This window comes from Spartobacteria bacterium UBA695 (assembly GCA_002298145.1).
In the GTDB taxonomy this organism is placed as follows: Bacteria; Verrucomicrobiota; Verrucomicrobiia; order Chthoniobacterales; family Chthoniobacteraceae; genus UBA695.
The window spans coordinates 387,961-406,863 of the sequence record DBMP01000013.1 but is presented as its reverse complement, the minus strand read 5'-3'; the positions used below and the strand labels follow the sequence as shown (position 1 = coordinate 406,863).

23 protein-coding genes and 1 other RNA gene are annotated in these 18,903 nt (G+C 61.0%); 15 read left to right on the top strand and 9 right to left on the bottom strand.

Annotation, left to right across the window (positions count from 1 at the left end):
* Positions 1-21 precede the first annotated feature (21 nt).
* Positions 22-1,119, top strand: a complete 1,098-nt coding sequence (gene dprA, locus B2828_RS08035; protein ID WP_479633196.1) for a DNA-processing protein DprA — start codon at positions 22-24, stop codon at positions 1,117-1,119.
* Between the two features lie 101 nt (positions 1,120-1,220).
* On the top strand, positions 1,221-3,737 hold the full coding sequence (locus B2828_RS08030; protein WP_479633195.1) for a DNA topoisomerase III: 2,517 nt from the start codon (positions 1,221-1,223) through the stop codon (positions 3,735-3,737).
* Positions 3,738-3,771: 34 nt separating this feature from the next.
* Here the strand turns inward: B2828_RS08030 and B2828_RS08025 are convergent, their stop codons facing one another.
* Complete coding sequence (locus tag B2828_RS08025; protein ID WP_479633194.1) at positions 3,772-4,038, bottom strand: hypothetical protein; 267 nt, start codon at positions 4,036-4,038, stop codon at positions 3,772-3,774.
* 142 nt (positions 4,039-4,180) lie between these two features.
* Between B2828_RS08025 and B2828_RS08020 the strand changes: the two genes are divergently transcribed.
* The gene (locus B2828_RS08020) at positions 4,181-5,392 is read left to right on the top strand and encodes a zinc-dependent alcohol dehydrogenase (protein WP_479633193.1); all 1,212 of its coding nucleotides are present in this window, start codon (positions 4,181-4,183) and stop codon (positions 5,390-5,392) included.
* A gap of 192 nt (positions 5,393-5,584) precedes the next feature.
* Here B2828_RS08020 and B2828_RS08015 read toward each other — a convergent pair whose 3' ends face one another.
* Together B2828_RS08015 and B2828_RS08010 are read right to left on the bottom strand one after the other, a co-directional pair.
* Positions 5,585-7,312 carry a hypothetical protein gene (locus B2828_RS08015; protein WP_479633192.1) on the bottom strand — a complete coding sequence of 576 codons (1,728 nt, stop codon included), beginning with the start codon at positions 7,310-7,312 and terminating at the stop codon, positions 5,585-5,587.
* A 3-nt stretch (positions 7,313-7,315) separates the two neighbouring features.
* Positions 7,316-7,600 (bottom strand): hypothetical protein, encoded by a 285-nt coding sequence (locus B2828_RS08010; protein ID WP_479633191.1) that lies wholly within the window; start codon positions 7,598-7,600, stop codon positions 7,316-7,318.
* A 60-nt stretch (positions 7,601-7,660) separates the two neighbouring features.
* On the opposite strand from B2828_RS08010, the gene B2828_RS08005 reads away from it, so the two are divergent.
* The 5 genes from B2828_RS08005 to B2828_RS07985 all read left to right on the top strand — a co-directional run bounded on the left by B2828_RS08005 (position 7,661) and on the right by B2828_RS07985 (position 11,301).
* A complete protein-coding gene (locus tag B2828_RS08005) occupies positions 7,661-7,906 on the top strand; it encodes an acyl carrier protein (protein WP_479633190.1) in 246 nt (81 codons plus the stop codon).
* 236 nt (positions 7,907-8,142) lie between these two features.
* Positions 8,143-9,003 (top strand): P-loop NTPase family protein, encoded by an 861-nt coding sequence (locus B2828_RS08000; RefSeq protein ID WP_479633189.1) that lies wholly within the window; start codon positions 8,143-8,145, stop codon positions 9,001-9,003.
* Positions 9,004-9,007: 4 nt separating this feature from the next.
* A complete protein-coding gene (locus B2828_RS07995; RefSeq protein ID WP_479633188.1) occupies positions 9,008-9,436 on the top strand; it encodes a hypothetical protein in 429 nt (142 codons plus the stop codon).
* Positions 9,437-9,719: 283 nt separating this feature from the next.
* Positions 9,720-10,655 carry an L-lactate dehydrogenase gene (locus tag B2828_RS07990; RefSeq protein ID WP_479633187.1) on the top strand — a complete coding sequence of 312 codons (936 nt, stop codon included), beginning with the start codon at positions 9,720-9,722 and terminating at the stop codon, positions 10,653-10,655.
* Between the two features lie 4 nt (positions 10,656-10,659).
* Positions 10,660-11,301, top strand: coding sequence for a DUF3592 domain-containing protein (locus tag B2828_RS07985; RefSeq protein ID WP_479633186.1), 642 nt, complete (start codon positions 10,660-10,662; stop codon positions 11,299-11,301).
* Between the two features lie 90 nt (positions 11,302-11,391).
* Here the strand turns inward: B2828_RS07985 and B2828_RS07980 are convergent, their stop codons facing one another.
* A complete protein-coding gene (locus B2828_RS07980) occupies positions 11,392-12,174 on the bottom strand; it encodes a class I SAM-dependent methyltransferase (RefSeq protein ID WP_479633185.1) in 783 nt (260 codons plus the stop codon).
* A gap of 140 nt (positions 12,175-12,314) precedes the next feature.
* Between B2828_RS07980 and B2828_RS07975 the strand changes: the two genes are divergently transcribed.
* Positions 12,315-12,992 (top strand): hypothetical protein, encoded by a 678-nt coding sequence (locus B2828_RS07975; RefSeq protein WP_479633184.1) that lies wholly within the window; start codon positions 12,315-12,317, stop codon positions 12,990-12,992.
* A 7-nt stretch (positions 12,993-12,999) separates the two neighbouring features.
* Here the strand turns inward: B2828_RS07975 and B2828_RS07970 are convergent, their stop codons facing one another.
* Genes B2828_RS07970 through panD form a run of 3 tightly spaced genes read right to left on the bottom strand, consistent with a single transcriptional unit; the run spans position 13,000 to position 14,469 of the window.
* Positions 13,000-13,581 (bottom strand): GNAT family N-acetyltransferase, encoded by a 582-nt coding sequence (locus B2828_RS07970; protein ID WP_479633183.1) that lies wholly within the window; start codon positions 13,579-13,581, stop codon positions 13,000-13,002.
* A gap of 30 nt (positions 13,582-13,611) precedes the next feature.
* Positions 13,612-14,082 carry a hypothetical protein gene (locus tag B2828_RS07965; RefSeq protein ID WP_479633182.1) on the bottom strand — a complete coding sequence of 157 codons (471 nt, stop codon included), beginning with the start codon at positions 14,080-14,082 and terminating at the stop codon, positions 13,612-13,614.
* Positions 14,083-14,103: 21 nt separating this feature from the next.
* Positions 14,104-14,469 (bottom strand): aspartate 1-decarboxylase, encoded by a 366-nt coding sequence (gene panD / locus B2828_RS07960; RefSeq protein ID WP_479633181.1) that lies wholly within the window; start codon positions 14,467-14,469, stop codon positions 14,104-14,106.
* Between the two features lie 118 nt (positions 14,470-14,587).
* Between panD and B2828_RS07955 the strand changes: the two genes are divergently transcribed.
* The gene (locus tag B2828_RS07955; protein ID WP_479633180.1) at positions 14,588-14,860 is read left to right on the top strand and encodes a DUF4404 family protein; all 273 of its coding nucleotides are present in this window, start codon (positions 14,588-14,590) and stop codon (positions 14,858-14,860) included.
* 19 nt (positions 14,861-14,879) lie between these two features.
* Here B2828_RS07955 and ffs read toward each other — a convergent pair.
* An RNA gene (gene ffs / locus B2828_RS07950) (signal recognition particle sRNA small type) lies at positions 14,880-14,974 on the bottom strand.
* A 143-nt stretch (positions 14,975-15,117) separates the two neighbouring features.
* Between ffs and B2828_RS07945 the strand changes: the two genes are divergently transcribed.
* From B2828_RS07945 to B2828_RS07925, 5 genes are all read left to right on the top strand, one after another.
* Positions 15,118-15,897, top strand: a complete 780-nt coding sequence (locus B2828_RS07945) for a hypothetical protein (protein WP_479633179.1) — start codon at positions 15,118-15,120, stop codon at positions 15,895-15,897.
* Between the two features lie 504 nt (positions 15,898-16,401).
* A complete protein-coding gene (locus B2828_RS07940) occupies positions 16,402-16,683 on the top strand; it encodes a hypothetical protein (protein ID WP_479633178.1) in 282 nt (93 codons plus the stop codon).
* Positions 16,684-16,707: 24 nt separating this feature from the next.
* Positions 16,708-16,872: a hypothetical protein gene (locus B2828_RS07935; protein ID WP_479633177.1), complete on the top strand. Its 165-nt coding sequence runs from the start codon at positions 16,708-16,710 to the stop codon at positions 16,870-16,872.
* Between the two features lie 235 nt (positions 16,873-17,107).
* The gene (locus B2828_RS07930; protein ID WP_479633176.1) at positions 17,108-17,362 is read left to right on the top strand and encodes a hypothetical protein; all 255 of its coding nucleotides are present in this window, start codon (positions 17,108-17,110) and stop codon (positions 17,360-17,362) included.
* A 36-nt stretch (positions 17,363-17,398) separates the two neighbouring features.
* Complete coding sequence (locus B2828_RS07925) at positions 17,399-17,836, top strand: RrF2 family transcriptional regulator (RefSeq protein ID WP_479633175.1); 438 nt, start codon at positions 17,399-17,401, stop codon at positions 17,834-17,836.
* A 95-nt stretch (positions 17,837-17,931) separates the two neighbouring features.
* Here the strand turns inward: B2828_RS07925 and B2828_RS07920 are convergent, their stop codons facing one another.
* The gene (locus B2828_RS07920; protein WP_479633174.1) at positions 17,932-18,720 is read right to left on the bottom strand and encodes an Npun_F0296 family exosortase-dependent surface protein; all 789 of its coding nucleotides are present in this window, start codon (positions 18,718-18,720) and stop codon (positions 17,932-17,934) included.
* Between the last annotated feature and the right edge of the window lie 183 nt (positions 18,721-18,903).

Genomic DNA, 18,903 nt, shown 5'->3' with positions numbered 1-18,903 from the left:
GTCTATGGTAGCGTTCCCGCCGTGAACGAAACCGAGGCATGCATCGCGCTGAACCTGATCCCCGACCTGGGACCGGTGCGCTTGCGGCGTTTCCTGGACGTATTTAAATCCCCGCAACGCCTTCTCACGGCCAAAGCGGAAGAATTGCGGCAGTTCCCGGGCATCGGGCAGGAACTCGCCCACGCCTTCTCCCACTGGGAGGACACGGTCGATCTCCAGGCCGAGCTGACCCGGATCGTTGATTTCGGGGCCGACGTGATCACCCAGGCCGACCCGGCCTACCCGCCCCTGCTGCGCCAGATCTACAACCCGCCACTGGTCCTCTACGTCTGGGGCGAGCTGACCGAGCGCGACCGCCACGCCATCAGCGTCGTCGGCTCCCGCAAAACCAGCCACTACGGCCTGGAGTGTGCGAAACGCCTCTCCTACCAGCTCGCCTACGCCGGGATGACCATCGTCAGCGGCCTCGCCCGGGGCATCGACACCGCCGCCCACCAGGGGGCCCTGGCGGCCAAGGGGCGCACAGTCGCAGTGCTTGGCTCGGGGCTTATGGAACTCTACCCGGCGGAAAACCAGGCGCTGGCCGAGCGGATCGCCGCCGGGTCCGGGGCCGTCATCTCCGAATTCCCGATGCTGACCACCCCCGACAAGGGCACCTTTCCTCAGCGTAACCGGATCGTCAGCGGCTGGAGCGACGGGCTCTTGGTCGTCGAGGCAGGCCTGAAAAGCGGGGCCCTCATCACCGCGGGCCAGGCCGAAGAACAGGGCCGCAACATCTACGCCGTACCCGGGCCCATCGACCGCCCCACCTCCGCCGGAAGCAACCGGCTCATCCAGCAGGGAGCGAAATTAGTCATGGCCGCCGAGGACATTTTGGACGACCTTCAGATCCTGCTGCCGGAAAAACCGACCCTGGAACCGACCCCTGGTCGAACGATTGAGTTTGCCGGAAACGAAAAAGCCGTATACGACGCCATCGAGGAAGAGGAAACCCCGATCGATGCGATCATTGCGAAAAGCGGTTTGCCACCCGGGGCAGTCTCTTCTACCCTGCTGGCCCTCCAGATCAAGCGGCTCGTAAAGCAGCTCCCGGGGCAGCACTTTGTAAAATTACTATGAGTTATCCGCAGAATACACAGATTGCGCAGATTTCCAGACCCTTGGAAAATTCTGCGTCCCCCGGTGTAATCTGAGGACCCCTCCGATACTTTTTGATTTTCATGGGCAAAAAACTGGTCATCGCAGAAAAGCCGAGCGTCGCAGGCGACATCGCCCGGACCCTCAAGGCTAAAAAAGAAGGCGAATTTTTCGAAAACGACGAGTACGTCATTACTTCCGCCGTCGGCCACCTTCTGGAACTTATTGTGCCGGAAGGCCTTGAGCCAAAACGTGGCAAGTGGGACATCAAAAATCTGCCCATCCTCCCCACACAGTTCGAGCTGGCCCCGACCGACGGCAAGGCCGAGAGCCGCTTCAAACTCCTCAAGCGCCTCATGAACAAGCGCGATGACATCGACGAAGTCATCAACGCCTGCGACGCCGGGCGCGAGGGCGAGCTGATTTTCCGCAACTTGATCCAGAAGGCCGGTTGCAAAAAGCCGATCCGCCGCCTCTGGCTCCAGTCGATGACCCCCGAGGCCATCCGCACCGCCTTTCACCGGCTGCGCTCCGACGAGGAGATGCGCCCGCTGGCCGCCGCCGCCGTCTGCCGCAGCGAAAGCGACTGGCTGGTGGGCATCAACGCCACGCGCGGCATGACGTGGTTCAACTCCAAGCAGGGGGGCTTCCGCCTCACCACGGCGGGCCGCGTGCAGACGCCCACCCTGGCCATCCTGGTCGAGCGCGAGGAGCGCATCCGCGCCTTCAAGCCGCGCCCGTACTTCGAGGTCCACGGCATTTTCGGCGTCGAGGCGGGCACCTACCCCGGCCGCTGGTTCGACGAAAAGTTTAAGAAATCCGAGGACGACCAGCTCAAAGCCGAGCGCATCTGGGACCGCGAGCAGGCCGACGCCATCCAGGCCAAGTGCGAGGGCAAAGTGGGCATCGTCACGGAGGAGAAAAAGGCCTCCAGCCAGATCGCCCCCCAGCTCTATGACCTGACGACCCTCCAGCGCGAGGCCAACGGTCGCTTCGGCTTCAGCGCCAAGAGCACGCTGCAAATCGCCCAGGCGCTTTACGAAAAGCACAAGGTCCTCACCTACCCGCGAACCGATTCCCGCTACCTGCCCGACGACAATCTGGGCAACGTCCTGCGGATCATGTCCGATTTCCCCGACACCAGCCTCACCGTCCACGCCCGCAAGGCGCTTGACGCCGGGTGGATCCGCCCCAACAAGCGCGTTTTTAACAGCGCCAAGGTGACCGACCACAACGCCATCATCCCCACGGGCCTGCCCCCGCGTGCGCTGAGCGAAGCGGAAGGGAAGATTTTCCGCCTGGTCTCGCAGCGCTTTATCGCCGCCTTTTTCCCACCCGCCCAGTTTGAGCTGACGACCCGCATCACCCGCGTCGAGGGCGAGCCGTTCAAGACTGAGGGCAAAGTGATCAAAGAACCCGGCTGGATGGCCGTCTACGGCAAGGAAGCGGCCACAGAGGAGGGCGGCGCGGCCCTCTCGGCAGTTCGCCCCGGCGAGGACGCCCGGACGCTGGAAATCGCCGTCAAGGAAGCCGAAACCAAGCCCCCGGCCCGCTTCAACGAAGCCACGCTGCTTTCCGCAATGGAAGGCGCGGGCAAGCTCGTGGACGACGAGGAACTGCGCGAGGCGATGAGCTCCCGCGGCCTCGGCACCCCGGCCACGCGCGCGGCGGTCATCGAAGGCCTCGTGCTCCAGGAGTACATCCGCCGCCAGGGTCGCGAGCTGATCGCCTCCCAGAAGGGCATCTCGCTCATCACCGGCCTACGAGGCATCGGCATCGAGACGCTGACCAAGCCCGAGATGACCGGCGAGTGGGAGTTCAAGCTCAAGCAGATGGAGCAGAGCCAGCTCGACCGCGAGGAATTCATGCGCCAGATCCGCGAGCTCACCTTGCAGATCGTGGAAAAAATCCGCAACGGCGCGGAACCGCCCGAGGGTGCCTTCGAGGACCTCGACGTGGCCTGCCCGAAGTGCGGCGCGCACCCGCTCAAGCAGAACTACCGCACCTACCGCTGCGCCTCGTGCGATTACGTTTTCTACAAAACCGTCGCGGGCCGCGAATTCGCTCCCGAGGAGGTCCAGACGCTCTTAACCGAACACAAAATCGGGCCGCTGGAAGGCTTCCGCTCCAAGATGGGCCGGGCCTTCAAGGCGGCGCTCTTCCTCGACGAGGAGCACAAGCCAAAGTTCGAGTTCGAGAAAAAGGAAGAGGATACGACGCCCGCCGATTTGAGCGCCCTGCCGATCATCGGCCAGTGCCCCATCTGCAAAGCGCCGGTACGCGAGACGGATACCGCCTACATCTGCGAAAAAACGCCCTCCAAAGAGTGCACCTTCCGCATGGGGCGGCTGATCCTTAAAAAAGAGATCCCCGTCGAGCAGGCCCGCAAGCTGATTGAAACCGGCAAGACGGACTTGATCACCAAGTTCATCTCGTCCAAGACCAACCGGGCTTTCGACGCCTTCCTGAAGCTCGAAAAGGGGAAAGTCGGCTTCGAATTTCCCCCGCGCGAACCAAAGGCCAAGGGAGCCGGGCGCGGACGCTTTGCCAAGCGGGCCACGGCGAAATCCAGCGAGGCGACTCCGGCGCCGGGGGCTTAAAAAAAAACGCCCCCGGGCAACCGGTCCGTCGCCGCTAGAAATCCTTCTTGGATTCCGCCCGGCGGGCCAGGTGGTTAGCCAGGATAAAGAAGCTCGGAACCCAAAGCCCGATAAAGATGCCGAACCGCTCGGAGTGGGCGGCGTCTTTGGGCTTGGTAAAAAACCACGTGGCGATAGAGACCGCAATCGAGGCGAATCCCAGGCCCAGGGCCACGTCCGAAGCCACCCGCAGTTGGTCCTTCGACGGCGAAATCTTGTCGATCTGGTCGATCACTTTGTCTGCTTCCAAAAGAGTGCTCATATAAAACCTAAACGACTCGCCCTTCCGTTTTGAGCGCACCAGGCCCGATAACTGGAAATCCCCCCGAATACCTCTGGAAACCGCATTTTTCCAAGGTTTTGGCTGGTAATGATCGACCCCGATCATTTAATATCCAGCCACGATGAATTCAGAAGAGATCAGCCGTGTCGTCAGGCAGGTTATCACAGAACAGCTTGGCAAGCCGCAGCCCGATGGATCGGCGCGGCCATCCCCTTCTCCACGGACGGTCCCGGCCCAGTGTAAAGGCGCTCTCCTGACGGGGCCCAAGAGCATTGAGCTGCGCGAGTTTCCGATTCGCGACATTACCGACGACGAAATTTTAATCCGCGTGGAAGGGTGCGGCGTTTGCGGCACCGATGTCCACGAATATAAGGGCGACCCGATGAAGCTCGCGCCGATCATTCTCGGCCACGAGGGGACGGGCGAGATCGTCCGGCTGGGCAAGAACGTGCAGCGCGATAACTCGGGCAAAACGGTGCGCGTGGGCGACAAGATCGTGACCAGCGTGACGACCTGCGGCAAATGCCCGGCCTGCCTCTATACGCCGGGCCGCCTCAACCTCTGCGAAGACGTTTCCGTGCAGGGCTTGATCCCCGACGACGCCACTCATTTGAACGGCTACTTTGCCGAGTACATGATCGTGCGCAAGGGGACGTCGTTCTTCGTGGTCAATGACCTGAACCTCAACCTGCGCCTGCTAATGGAGCCGACCACGGTGGCCATCCACGCCTGGGAGCGGGCCAAGAGCACGGGGCTGCTTAATTTCCGCAGCCGGGTCGTGATCCAAGGGTGCGGGCCGATCGGGCTCCTCATGCTAGCCGTGGTGCGCGCGGCGGGCACTCAGCACATCGTGGCCGTGGACGGCGACGAGCAGCGCCTGGAGATGGCCCGGCGAATGGGTGCGGACCACACGATCAATTTCCGCCAGCACAAGGACCAGGCTTCACTCGTGGAGGCGGTCAAGACGGTCACCAAGGGGCGCGGAGCCCACTTTGCCTTCCAATGCACGGGGGTACCGGCAGCCGCCTCGAATATTTACCATTTCGTCCAACGGGGCGGCGGCGTCTGCGAAGTCGGCTTCTTTGTCGATAACGGGTCGTGCACCGTCAATCCGCACGTCGATTTCTGCAACAAAGAGATCACGCTGGTGGGCTCGTGGCTCTACACGGTGCAGGAATACCCGGTTTCCTACAATTTCCTGCGGCGGGCCCAAGGGATCGGGCTGCCGGTGGAGGAACTCATCACCCACCGCTTCCCGCTGGACCAAATCACGGAGGCGATGGAGGTGAACATCCGGCAGGAAGGGCTCAAAGTGGTGGTCCTGACCAAGTAGACGCGTTTCCCAATTCCGATCATAAAAAAACCCAGGGTCGCGCGAGTGCGTTGCCCTGGGTTTTTTATTTGGAATCGGGTGATAAATCTCGCTGCTCTCGCCGCTTCCTTGCGTGCCCCAGTTCAAACTGGGACACGAGGATTTGCTAAACACGGCGCGAGGAGATTTGTGCGCTTTGATGCGCGCGCACCTCTAGGCCTGCGGTTCTGCGGGCTTGGCCTCTTCGGGCTTCGGCTCGGCCTCGGCCTTGGGCTCTTCGGAGGCCACAACCGCCTCGGTCGCGGGCGCTTCCTCAACCGGCGCCTCGACGGCCACCGGTTGCTCAACCGTCACCGGTTGCTCGACCGTCACCGGATCAACCACAGCCTCCGGGGTTTCCGGAGCGTTTTCCGCAGGAGCTTCCGGGGCGGCCTCGGCCTCGGCTTCGGGCGTTTCCACACCCGCTTCAGCCTGGGCTTCGGGAGTCGGTTTGCCAGCCGCCTTGGCCTCCTCTTTCGCGGCTTCTTTGGGAGCCAGCGGGAGGTCAAATGTGCCGTCGTGGAATTCGATGACGTGCCCGGAGCCGGTCAGCCAATGGAGATCGGCGGCCAGCGCTCCCTTGAGCTTTGCGAAATCGGGCTCGGCCTCATGCGGCTTGAGCAGGTGGGTGAAGATGTCCGAGCGCGTGCACTTCGGAGAGGCTTCAATCACATTGAGTAGGTCGGCCACGTGGTTGGAAACGCTGCGGGTCTCGGACCCGAACCGCACGGGACGCACGGTGGAGACAAAGAGGATGCGCTTGCGGTGTTTCCAGATGTGCAGACCGGCTTCCTGGAACTGCGGGCGCAGTCGGTTGACGGTCTGGGCCGGGAAGGCGCGTTCCTTTTCCCAAGCGGCACGGATGCCCTCGCGGATCTGCCGGTCACCGACGTTGCGGCTGACGACGCCGCTCATTTCGAGGGTGCGGGCGCTCTTGAGCGATTTCTCCAGGTAGTGGGCCTTAAAGTGGGTCTCCACGTCGGCGAGCGTCTTAAACTCAACCGGCTCGGCCTCCTGCGTGGTGCGGAAGACGGTGACGCTGCTGACCTGCTTTTTCCATTCCTCAATGACGGCGGGATCGTTGACGACCTCCACCTGGCGCAGGAATTCGTTGAAATCCATGCGGCGGCTGAAGCGGGCCTCGTAAAGATGGCGCAGCGCGGGCTGGTAGCCGTGGTGATTGGTGGGCCCCAGGAGCACTCCGCTCAGGCGGCAGCGGGCGACGTTGGTGTAGTTGCCCTTGGGCGGTTCCACCTGGGTCGTTTCCTCGGCGTAGAACTGGTCCTTGCACGCGCGGAAGGCCTCGCGCTCGGCGGCGGGGCGGTGCGTGGTCACGGGGCCGTCCTCGCCGACCTGGTAGAGCGGGTAGGCGGGCGCGTTGGAGGTCACGCGAACGCGGTGGCGCTCGGGCTTGTTAAGGAACATGCGGCCCAGGCCGTAGAGCGGGTAGGCGCGGTGGCCGGACTTGATTTGCTTGGCCAGCGCTCCCACGGCATCGGGCTCGGGGACAAATTCGATATTGAGCGGGATCTGCACTTCCGGCGGACGCGGGGTCGAGGGCCGCTCGGGGCGCTCTCCACGGTCATCGGGACGCCGCGGGCCGCGGCTCTTAAAGTCGCCACGCGGGCCGCCGCGCCCTTCGGGCCGGGGGCCACGGTTACGGTCGCTGGGCCCTCCGCCGGGACGGTCGCCACCGGGCCGGGGGCCACGGCGGAAGCCGGAATCGCTGCGGGGGCCACGGCCACCGCCGCCGCCACGCTGGGGGCCGCGGTTGCGGTCGCCTCCACGGCGTTCGCGATCCGGCGATTCGCCGGCGTAATCCGCATACGGATTTTTATCGGCGGGCTCTTTAAGCCAGTCGGGCATCAATTTCAAATCGAGGTCAAGGGGCGAATCGCTCATGGATCAAGTGTTCAACGCGGTAGGTGAAAGGGGTATGGTTAAAACATTAAAAGCTCGAATGCGAGCACGTTTTGCAGCCAAAAAAGAGGTTGGCCGCGGAAAATAGTCACTTCTTTTGATAAAGGCCCTAAAGCCACGGCCTCGCGCCTCCAGAGTAAAAATAGAACAGGTCCGGCCAGGGCTCAATCGCGATTCGTTGAAGAAAGAGCGGTTTTTCCCGGCCACAAACCATTCCATCAAAAACGCGCCGGGAGCAAAATCTTTGTTGCCAAAGCTCTTTCTGATCATTACCAGTGTGCGCACCACAGATTCCGAAACCAACTTTTAACCTCAACCAGGAAACCCAATATGTCAGAGAAAACCATCGAAGAAAAAGTCAGAGACATCATCGTCGAGCAACTGGGCGTCAACCCCGAACAGGTGACCATTAGCGCTTCGTTCATCGAAGATCTGGGCGCGGACTCGCTGGACACCGTCGAACTCGTCATGGCGTTCGAAGAGGAGTTCTCGGTTGAGGTTCCCGACGAAGACGCCGAAAAACTGCAGACCGTCGGCGACGTCGTGAAGTATATCGAAGAAAAAGGGACCAAGTAATCCCCCCAACTAAACACAACCTTGCGGGTTCTCCCGCACCTAAGAAAGCCACGAGCCCGCCTCGTGGCTTTCTTTTTTACCCGCAAACACCCCCTGACCGCCACCTCGTGCATTCCCCGCTCGCTTCGTGGGGCCCCTCCACTAGCGCTCCGTGGGGTCGGAAAAAAGATTGCTAGAAGGCCCCGGGTTTGGTTGAGTTTGGGCTTGGATGTGCATAATTGTAAGGCTCATTCGCCATGATTAATTTCTCTTCGACCGCCCGTCCGGCCCAGCGGAACACCGCGAACCCCGGCAAATTCCGCCCAGGTCTCCTCTCCGCCCTCCTTGCTGCCTGTATGCCGCTGTGCGCTCTGGCCAAGGACGCCGAGCCGCCCCGTAGTATCGACGTGGGCTCGCTGCCCGCCACGGTCGTTGACGAAGTCGTCATCCCGATGCCCACGGAAGTTTTCGGCGTGCTCGACAAGCTCGGCTCGCCCAACTGGCACGAGGTGATGCGCCCGGTGAAGACCGAGACCCTCGGCAAACGCCCGCAAGTGGCCCTCCTCTTGGGCGCGACCATCGCCGAAGGCTTCATCGCCGTGGAGGCGCAGGAGCCCGAGGACGTTAAAAAGATCGGCCGCCAGGTGCTCTCGCTCTCGAAAGCCATCGGCGTGCAGAAATCGGTGATCAGCCGCACGAGCAGCATCATCGAAGCCGCCGACAAAAAAGACTGGAGCACGGTGCGGCGGGAATTCGACGGTGCGCTCAAGGACGTTAAACAAGCCATGATCGAGCTTGAGGACGCCCAACTGGCCCAGCTCGTCAGCCTCGGCGGCTGGCTGCGCGGCACGGAGGCGCTCACACAGGTCGTCACCAAGAGCTACAGCAAGGACGGCGCGGAACTGCTCCACCAGCCCGCCATCCTGGACTACTTCCAGCGGCGGCTCGATGGCCTCAATCCCCGGCTGAAGGAAAATAAAGCCGTCCGCCAAATTGCCCAAGGGCTGCCGGAGCTGCGCCCGCTCATCGAACCCGCCGGGAACATCACCCCGCAAAAAGTGGAAAGAATCCACGCCATTACCGCGGATATGGTGAAAACGATTTCTTCTCAGGACTAACCTTGTGAAAACCATCCTATCCTTCACTCTCGGCCTTCTGGTCCTTCTTTGTACGGCCCACGCCACCGTGGACGACGCGCTTTCCTACGCGTTGCAGGCGGCACATCCTTATGTGAAAGAAGGGTTCACTGTTCGCGAGGATTACTGGGGCGGGGATCTCCCCGTCAAGCAGCAGAAAGCCATCGTGCAGCAGCTCTTCAAGGGCAACGAATACTGGTTCTGGATGGGGACAGACGTGGCGAACGCCAAAATCTCCGTCCACGTCTACGATGCCGATGGCAAGCTGGCCGAGGCCGAATACTGGAAAAACAAGCCGCACATGGCCGCCGCCCGCGTGGTGCCCAAGGTCAGCGGCTCGTATTACCTGATCGTCGAGATCGAAAAATCCCCCCTGGAGCGGACCCACTGGGCCCTGGCCTACGGGTTCCGGTAGGTTTGCAGGCCGCTTTTACAAGGAAAACGGGTTCCGTAGATTCGACGCGGTAAAATGGAGCTATAGGGCTGAAAATCCGTCCCGCGCTCGCGGATGATTTGCGTTTCAAGGGAGATAATGCCCTCCACAAAAAAGGCATCGAGAGTTTCGGTGCTTACGCGATTTACACAGACAAAAGGCATTAAGTTTTTTCTGGGAAGAGGCCGTTTAGCGGCGTTTCTAATACTTTCCCTCTTTCTCTTTTTCTTTTCCCGGCTCCCGAGTTGCTGATAGGCTCGCGGGCATGAAAATCGGCATTGTGGGAAGCGGAGCCGTCGGGAGCAGTGCGGCTTTCGCCATTGTCATGAGCGGTGCGGCGAGCGAAGTAGTGCTCGTAGATCTCAACGAAGCCCTGGCCCGCGCCCAGGCCGAGGATATTCTCCACGCCACGCCTTTTGTGCGCCCCACGCGCGTCTCGGCAGGCGATTACGCCCTGCTGGCCGGGGCCGACGCCGTGGTGCTCTGCTGCGGCGTGGGGCAGCGGCCGGGCGAGACGCGCCTCCAGCTGCTCACGCGCAACACGGCAGTCTTCAGGGCCGTCATCTCCCATGTGATGGAGTACGCCCCCGGGGCGCTCCTCATCGTGGCCACCAATCCCGTGGACATCATGACGGCGGTAACGTGCCGCCTCTCGGGCCTACCCGCAGGGCGCGTTTTCGGCTCCGGGACGATCCTGGATACCGCGCGCTTCCGGACGCTCCTGGCCGAGCACGCCGGGGTGGCCCCGCAATCGGTCCACGCCAACGTGCTGGGCGAGCATGGCGACAGCGAGGTGCTCATCTGGTCGAGCGCCCACATCGGCGGGCTGCCGGTGGCCGAGTTTTCTGCCCAGATGGGGCGCCCCTTCACGCCGGAGACCCAGGCCGAGATCGACGACGCCGTGCGCCGCGCCGCCTACCGGATTATCGAGGGCAAAGGGGCGACCAACTACGGCATCGGGGCGGGCATCGCCTACTTGGTGAGGGTCATCCGCGACGACGCGCGGGCGGTGTTAACGGTCTCCGCGCCGCTCACGAGCGAAAGCGAATTTGCGGGCTCGTGCCTCTCGCTGCCGCGCGTAGTGGGGGCGAGCGGGATCATCGAGACCGTCCACCCGAAGCTCGCGGAGGAAGAGCGGGCCGCCATCCAGCAAAGCGCCCGCGTCCTGGCCGAAGCGGCTGCGGGGATTGAGGGGCTGTAGACCCATGCGCGCCGCAAGCAGGTATTCCTATTCCCAAACCCCGAATTTATGGCTCTTCATATTGATTTGCTGGGTGGTAATGGGTTTTGGGCTTTTTGAAATAACGAAAGGCGCAACCAGTTTCATCACCGCCGCATCGTCGTCGCGCTGGCCTGTGGCGCAGGGCCGTGTCACGGAGTCCACCCTTAGATCCGTCGGCAACGAGAATCCCTCGATGGAACCCGCGATCACGTATTTTTACGCCGTCAACGGCGCATCCTTTACCGGAACGGCCATATCACCGGGGTTGGCGTTTCAATCCGCAGACCTTGCCCGAACGGTCCTCTCTCGCTATCCAACAAGATCAATCCAGAACGTTTACTATCAACCAGATAACCCGGCCAATGCTTACCTGGAGCCGGGAATCCAGCCTTGTTCCTTTTTGAATCTGCTTTTGGGGGTGGGCGCTTTTCTGTTTGGCGGCTCCAGTGTTGCGGCATGCGGCTTCATTCCCAGGTACGGGAAACTCAAGCCCGACGGCAAGACCTTCACCTTGCACGGAGGGCACCCGATGGCAAGAGTCCTGGACGGGGCGCTGTTCCTGATGGTCGCCGCTTTTGCGGGGCTGATGTACCTTTGTAGCCGGGGTTACCTCGTTAAGCTGTAAACAGCAGCCAACCCGTAGCACACGAAGCGTCAACGGCCCATGCTGGTATGCTTGACGGGCCGTTGGCCTCACTGAGTTTGCGGGATGGTTTCATCCAAGCTTCGTGCAGGAGAACGCCGCCGTGTCGTAGGGGGAGATGACGGTCTCTTTGCCCGCCAGCTCCGGCGTCGCGGCGATCAGCTCGCGCACCTGGGCGGCCACGCGCGCCTGTTCCGGGGCGGGGAGTGCCGCGATGAAGCTCACGGAAAGCGAGCGGTCGACAATCACCCGTTCCGGCGAACCGGCGTGGGCATTGGGGAAATGCCGCTCGCGCAGAGGCGTGAAGCCCGGCGCGGGGAAGAGCCGCCGCCACTTTTGCGAAACATACCGGGGCGCGTCGCCCTCATGCGGCGTGAGGATCCGGCTCAGCGCGGCCACCCACGGCACCGTTTCGTCCCGGACATTCCAGATCAGCCCCAGCACGCCGCCGGGCTTGAGGACGCGCTGAATTTCCTCCAGCGCCCGGGCGTTGGCAAACCAGTGAAAGGCCTGAGCGCAGACCACGGCGTCCACGGAGGCGTCCGGCAGCGGAATGGCCTCCGCGCTGCCTTCGAGGGCCTGGACGGTGGGGTTAAGGCGAATGAGCTGCTCGCGCATGGCCGCCACGGGTTCGACGGCGACGACATCCGCGCCCGTCGCCACGAGCCTTGGGGTAAATTTCCCCGTTCCTGCCCCGAGATCGAGCACACGCTTGCCCGGGGCGGCCCCGAGCTCTTCCCGCAGCCACGCCGCCACTTCCGGCGGGTAATCCGGGCGGCCGCTCACGTAAGTCTCCGCGCGCACTTGATATCCTTCAGCCGCGGTATGATGAATGACTGGCGATTTCGTTTCCATGAGCCCAAGGGTTATCAAAATGCGCCGATTTGACCCAGCTTTTTCTGAGCTTCGGTAAGTTCCAAATTCCTCGATTGCCGAAACGGGCCGGAGGGATTAAAGAAATCCCCCCGCCAAAAAACTCCTGCATATTTTTCCCGATGAAATCCTCGAAACTAGACGAAGCCCGTTTTCTCGCCGTTCTCCAGCGCGTTCTGCCCAAGACCATCCAGGACCCGCACCTCGCCAACTCGATTTACGAGCAAGTGGTCACTGAAGTGCGCCTCTACAAGAGCCTCGATTCGTTCGAGAAATTCGCCGCCAAGGGCTCCCTGCCCGATGCCCAACCGGCCACGGTGGAGGAGTTCAAGGGCCAGCTCGCGGGGAACTTCGGCGAGGAGAACGTCGTGGTGACGCCCAAGGACGATGGTAAGGCCGTGTCAGTGGAGATCGCGCTGCCGGACCACATCGTCAACACCGAGGTGAAGGTCGTGGCCCCCGGCGAAGAGGAGGACGAGCTTGCCGACGCGCCGTTTATCCCCTTCCCCGTCAGCCTGCCCAACGATCCGTCGCTGGTCTGGTCCCTGGCCCGCAAGGAGAACCTCGGCCCCGATGAGGCCGTGCGCGCGCTGGCCAATATCCAGGAGGAATTCTGGTCGACCAAGAAGGGCCAGAAGCTCCAGCGCGACGGCGTGGACAAGAGCTTTGCCGAATTCATCACCAACGTCCCCGCCGCAGCCCTTTCCGAGAGCGGCATCAAGCGCTACCACAAGGACCCCGAGACGCTTAAGGAGATGAACCTGGTCCCGACGATCCAGGCCCAGCCGGTGGAGTTCTAGGAGCGCTTCAGCCGCGGGCCGTCTCGCCGCTGTTAAGGACCTGGGCGTTAAAGTCGCCGTTTAAGATGCCGTAGTCCACGAGGTCCTCGAAGCCCCGTCCTTCTTTGAAGACGTGTTCGCGGCGGCGGCCCTCGTAGCGCATCCCGATTTTCTCCATCACGCGGCCCGAGGCCGGGTTGGAGGCAAAGTGGCTGCTCTTGACGGCGTGCAGGCCAAAGTAGGCGAACCCAAAGGCGAGCACCATCCGGGCCGCCTCGGTGGCGTAGCCTCGGTTCCAGTACGGGAGGCCGATCCAGTAGCCGAGTTCCGCGCTCCGGTTGCAGCCGTCGCACTCCAGGCCGACGCAGCCGACCAACTCAGCATCGCGGCGCTGCACGATGGCAAAGATGACGCCGTCACCGGATTCAAACAAATCGGCGTGCCCCGCAATCCACGGCCCGGCAAGCTCGCGCGGGTAGGGATGGGGAATTCGCAGCGTCGTGGCAGCGATCTCCGGCGCGCTGACGAGCGCATAGAGCGCCCCAGCGTCGTCCGGTCGAAACGGCCTCAGATTGAGCCGTTTGGTTTTCAGCGTCGGCTGACAGTCCATTGTTGCCCACCTTCCTCTCCACCTGTCTGTTTACAAAGTATCGGAAGAGGACCCCGGAAGCGCGTCTTTCCCCGCTCCCGGATTAAACCAGCGGGAGAAAACCCTTTTCGTGAGGCTTTTCCCCGCCTCCTCGCGCTCTACCTCCGCCTGCGCGGCGGCTTTGGCGTTTTCCCAGGCGGCGGCGAAGCCGGGCACATTCACGACCATCTGCTTTTCCGCCCGGGCGTAGATTTCCAGTTCGCGCTGGAGTCGGCCTTCCGGTTTCCCGCCAAAGGCCGCGGCTCGCAAGCGCAGTTGTTCGTTTTCCCGGCGAACCCCCTCCAGGTCGTCCTTAAGCTGACGGAGCGACCCCGCTTCCAGCTCGATCCGGTCACTGACGTGCGTTTTGAAACGCGCGAGCTCCAGCTTCAGCCGGATCACGCGCCAGAGCACGATGCCGGTGAAGAGGAGGCCCAGTTCGAGCCCCAGAGCGAAAGGTTGCAGCAGGATATGGTAGTCCACTATGGGAAGAGAATCGCGAGGTTAGACCGTCTCGGGCCCCTGGTAGCTCAGGATTTCGTTCTTTTCATTCATCCGGATAATGCGCGGATGGTGCTGGGCCGCTTCCTCCGGGGTGTACAGGCCGAAGTTCATGATCGTCACGCGGTCGCCCACCTTGCCCAGGTGCGCCGTGGCGCCGTTGAGCTCGATAATGCCCGCGCCGCGTTTGCCGTAGATCACATACGTCTCAAAACGTTCGCCGTTGGCCATGTTGCCCACCAGGATGCGTTCGTAGGGTAAAAGGCCCACTTTTTCAGCCAAATCCTCCGAAATGGTCATACTCCCCTCGTAATGCAGGCTGGCCCCGGAGACCGCCGCACGGTGGATTTTGGACTTCAAAATCGTCATTTGCATCCCCCTACCATGGGGCAAAAGCTGAAAATTCGCAACCGAAAGCCGATTTTCCCCCTGGAGGAAGGCGTCTTCTAAGGTGGCAATCAGGGCGGAAAAACGCTATACTGAGGGCATGATCGAAGAACGCCTCAACAAACTGGAAGAACAGATCGAGGCCTCGGAGAATCTCCCCCAGGAGACCCGGGCGGAAATGCTTCGCCTCCTGGCCGCCTTGCGATCTGAAATCGCCGAACGGCCCGAGGAAACCCAGCTCGCCATCCCGGATGGCGACGGCTCGGCGCTCGCCGAACTGAACGAAAAAGTAAAGGAACTCGAATCCACCTACCCCGATCTGGCCGCGGCGGTCAACCGCCTCTCGATCGTGCTCTCCAACATGGGGATGTAGTCGGGACGCAAAAAAAGAAAGTCGCCAGAGAGCTACGACAAGGAGAGTCAAACGACCGTTGCTGCATTCCTGCCCTGGCGGGGTTAGCCTGCTCTCAATCCGTAGTCCCTGGCGATAACGCGACTATCGCCGGGATTTGCGGCTCTGACAATTTTTTTGTGTCAATCGACTTGCATTTACCTCCCCTAAGGGCATAGAAGTATCCCGCTCGGGTGCCTTAGGTCCGCACCCTCCCCCTTCACCTATCGTCTTCCCTTATGCCCAGTTCCCCGTTCATTCCCAGAGTGTTGCTCGGTGCAGCATTTGTTCTATCTGCCGTTGCCGGTGGCCAAAGCTATCTGTCCAAAGGCGCCCTGTCCAAAGCTAAGGACGAAGCCCAGTCCTACAAGACTGCCGCTGAAACCCAGCAGCAAAAAGACAAGCAGGAAGTGGACGCCGCCAAGGCCGAGGCCGCCGTCGCCGTAAAGGCCAAGGCCGACCTGGAAAAGAGAATCGCCTCCAGCACCGGCGACACGGGCAAGATCCGCCAGCAGGTGGATGCGCTCTCCAAACAGATTCAATCCAAGGACACCGAGCTGACCGACCTCAAGAAGCAGCTCGCCGACGCCAAGAACGTCGTCATCCCGGCCGCAACGCCTGATCCGGAACTCCTCAAGAAGGTGGCCGACGCCGAGGCCAAGGCCAAGGAACAAGAGACGCTGCTCAAAGCCGCCCAGGCAAAAGCCGACGCCGCTGAAAAACAAGTTTCCTCGCTCGAAGCCGACGCAACCCGCCGCGCCTCGACCACGCTGCGGCCCGGGCTCGAAGGCCGCATCCTCGTCGTCAACCCGAACTGGAACTTCGTCGTACTCAATATCGGCGACCGCCAAGGCGTGGTCTCCGGGGCATCGATGGTAGTCAAACGCGGCGGTTCGGTCATCGGCCGGGTGAAGATCACCTCGGTTGAGCCTTCGACCGCGATTGCCGATATTCAGCCGGGAAGCGTCAAAGGACTTTCCGTCCAGCCGGGAGATGTGGTAATATTCCCCGGTACGTAAAGTTATATGCTCCGTGTGATTCTGTCTTTTGCGTTGGTCGGCTCCACTCTTTTGCTCGAAGGTTGCGCAAGCAACGAGCCGAAGTCTCCCACTTCCCCACAAACCTACAGCACGATTCCCTGGAATCAGCCCCAAGCGGGCGAAGGGGCAATGATGGGCGGGTTGATGAATACCCACTAAGACGGAACGCCCCTCCACGGGTTTATTTCCTTTAGTTCATTTCTTTTAAAAAAAGGCGGCTGCCACAGGCCGCCTTTTTTGTTGCCCTGAACCCGTTCCCTCATCGGTAGGGGCAAAAAGAGGGCTCACGCAAAGCCGCAAAGATGGCGAATTCTTGCCGTTGTCTTTTTTGCGCCTTTGCGTCTTTGCGTGAGACTAAAATCTTCCCCCCCGTTTTTCATGCCGCGTGGAGGCCGCCACCAGGGCACAAAAAAACCGGCGCGGATCGCCCGCGCCGGAATGGGGTAAAAAAACTAGACCGTATGGCGGTACTAGCAAGCGCAGGTGCCGCAGCAGCAAGGCGTGTTGTTCATGCTCATGCAGCAGGTGCAGCCGGCCTTCATCATGGCCATCATCGCATCGCAGCAGGCCTGGATCATGTTGCAGCAGTCGGCGTCGCCGCTGGTGCAGGTCATCATCATGCCGTTGGGCATCATCTCGCACTTGCACATGCCCATCGTCATGTTGCAGGTCATCATCATCATGCCGTTCATCATCATGGTGCAGGTCATCATGCCGCCAGCGAGCATGTTGGCCATGTTCTGCATCATGCTGGTAGCCATCTGATCCTCACACATACACATCATCTTCATGCCGCCGTCGCACTTCTCCATCTTCATCGTGCAGCGGGGAATCATCATCATGTTCATGTTCGCGGCGGGCATCGAGGCGTTCATGCCGGGCATCATCGTGGACATTCCCATCGCGGAGCGTTCCATGGTCATCATATTCGTAAGTCTTTCTAAAACAGGTTAAAATCGCGTTTCTGGTTTGGTTAAACACCGTCCGGTTTGTGTTTTCGTCGGCCGGTACGCACAGGGTATAAATTTCTTCACGGGTGTTTTCAATAGCAATTTTTACATAAGTGCCTAATTTTCAATAAGTTATATCTCCTTATTCCCATAGGAATTAGGGAATTAGATCCAAAGATTTTTGCGCATGGGCTCGCTTTTTACTTGTTCGCCTACCAAGTTGATGGGAGTATGCACCTATGCACTACAGTTCACGCTTTACGCTGCCGGTGGATGAGAACTCCTCTTCGTCTGGGCTGAATTCGATGTCCGTTCCCTCGAATGGATTTGTGCAATGCCCCGTGGCCCTTCTGGCGGGCCTTTCCAAAGAGCAGCTCAATGAAATCGCCCGCGTCTACGAGCGCGCATGGAAGCAGGCCCAGCGGGCCGCCCGCCTGCAACGCCGATTCAACTTCCCCTTCGACGGGAACTTTGACAGCATCGGCCTGAACTAGCCGCTTTCTAACCCAGGCGGCCGTGGGACAGGGAAAATGATTTCACGTAAGGGACTTTACGCCGTTCGAGCAACGCTGTTTCTGGCGCGCAGGCATGGCGGCCAGCCGGTCTCGGTGGATGAGATCGCCACGGATGAGAGAATTTCCAGGAAGTTCCTGGAGACCATCATGCAGGATCTGAAAAAGGCGGGGATTCTCCACAGCCACCGGGGTAAAAAGGGGGGCTACACGCTCAAGGAGACGCCGCAGCGGCTGACCATTGGCCGGATCGTCCGCGCCATTGACGGGCCGCCGGTGACGACATGCAGCGCCCACGAACGCTGTGAGGACTGCCCCGGCGAGGGCGATTGCTTGATCCGCGTGGTGCTCCACGATGTCACCAACGCCATCACCAACGTGCTCGATTTCAAATCCATCGAGCAGATGCTGCGCGAGCGCCAGGTCGTTCATGGCGTGCCGATGTACGATATTTAGCGGCGGGGTTGCCGTTGGGTATTCCCTGCCAGGGGCAAAAGGAAAGGCCGCCACAGAATCCTGTGACGGCCCTTTCAGGGGTAAGGGGGTAAAAATCAGGCTTTGCGCTTGCGCAGGCTGCGCATGAATGACCCGGTGAAGGTCAACCCGCCCAGCAAGGCAATGGCGAGGGTCGGGCTCGGCTCGGGAACCAGCGACACCACCTGGGTGCCGTTGATGGCTTCCAGAACGACGCCGGGCATCGCTCCGTCGGTAGCGGCATTGTAGGCCTCCGTGCGCGAGGCGTAGTTATCCGACTCAAAGCCGCTGCTGGAGGAGTTGGTAAAGACCACCGACTGCCATGTGGTCCCCTCGACGGCGAAGAAGTTGATAAATGCGAACGGCTCGTTGGAATCTTTACCGTGGAAGGTCCCCGAGTTGGGGTTGCCGTTGTAGGCGGTACCCAGGGCCTTGAGCAGGCTGGCCGTGGTGAACTCAGCCGCGAGGGTGCCGGTCCCGTTGAGGCCGGTGTAAAAGCGCATCACGTTGCTGGCGTCGCCCGCGGACCACCAGAGGCCGAAGTAGGCGCTGGCGTTGTTCAGGTTTAAAACGGTCTGCGAAACAGACGTGCCCACCCCTTGCACAGAGTAGAGGCTGTTGCCCGCGCCGCCGTACTGGTCAGCCGTCTTGATGTAGAGCTGGTCAAACGACCCTACCCCGGTCCAGCTCACATTCGTGTTGAGCCCCGTCGACAGGCTGTCGAAGTTGTAGGTCGTCGCATTGATGAACGTGGACTGCTCGATGCCCGGCTTTTCAGCATAGGTCACGATCACCGTCGCGTTCGCCTGGGATACGTATAATACCCCCAAGCTTGTCAGTGTTATTAGGTACCCCAGAAGTTTCATATACGCAATTTAACGGTGCGTAGAGTGCCTCTAATGAGAATGGATGACAACAAGTATTTTGAAGCACATTGCATTTTTATCTTCCCTAAATTAAGGAGGCTAATCCCTTCCAGGTGGAGGGGAAAGAAAGGCCCGGAACAACGGGTGTCCCGGGCCTTGAAGGCAATCGGCTGCGGATCAACC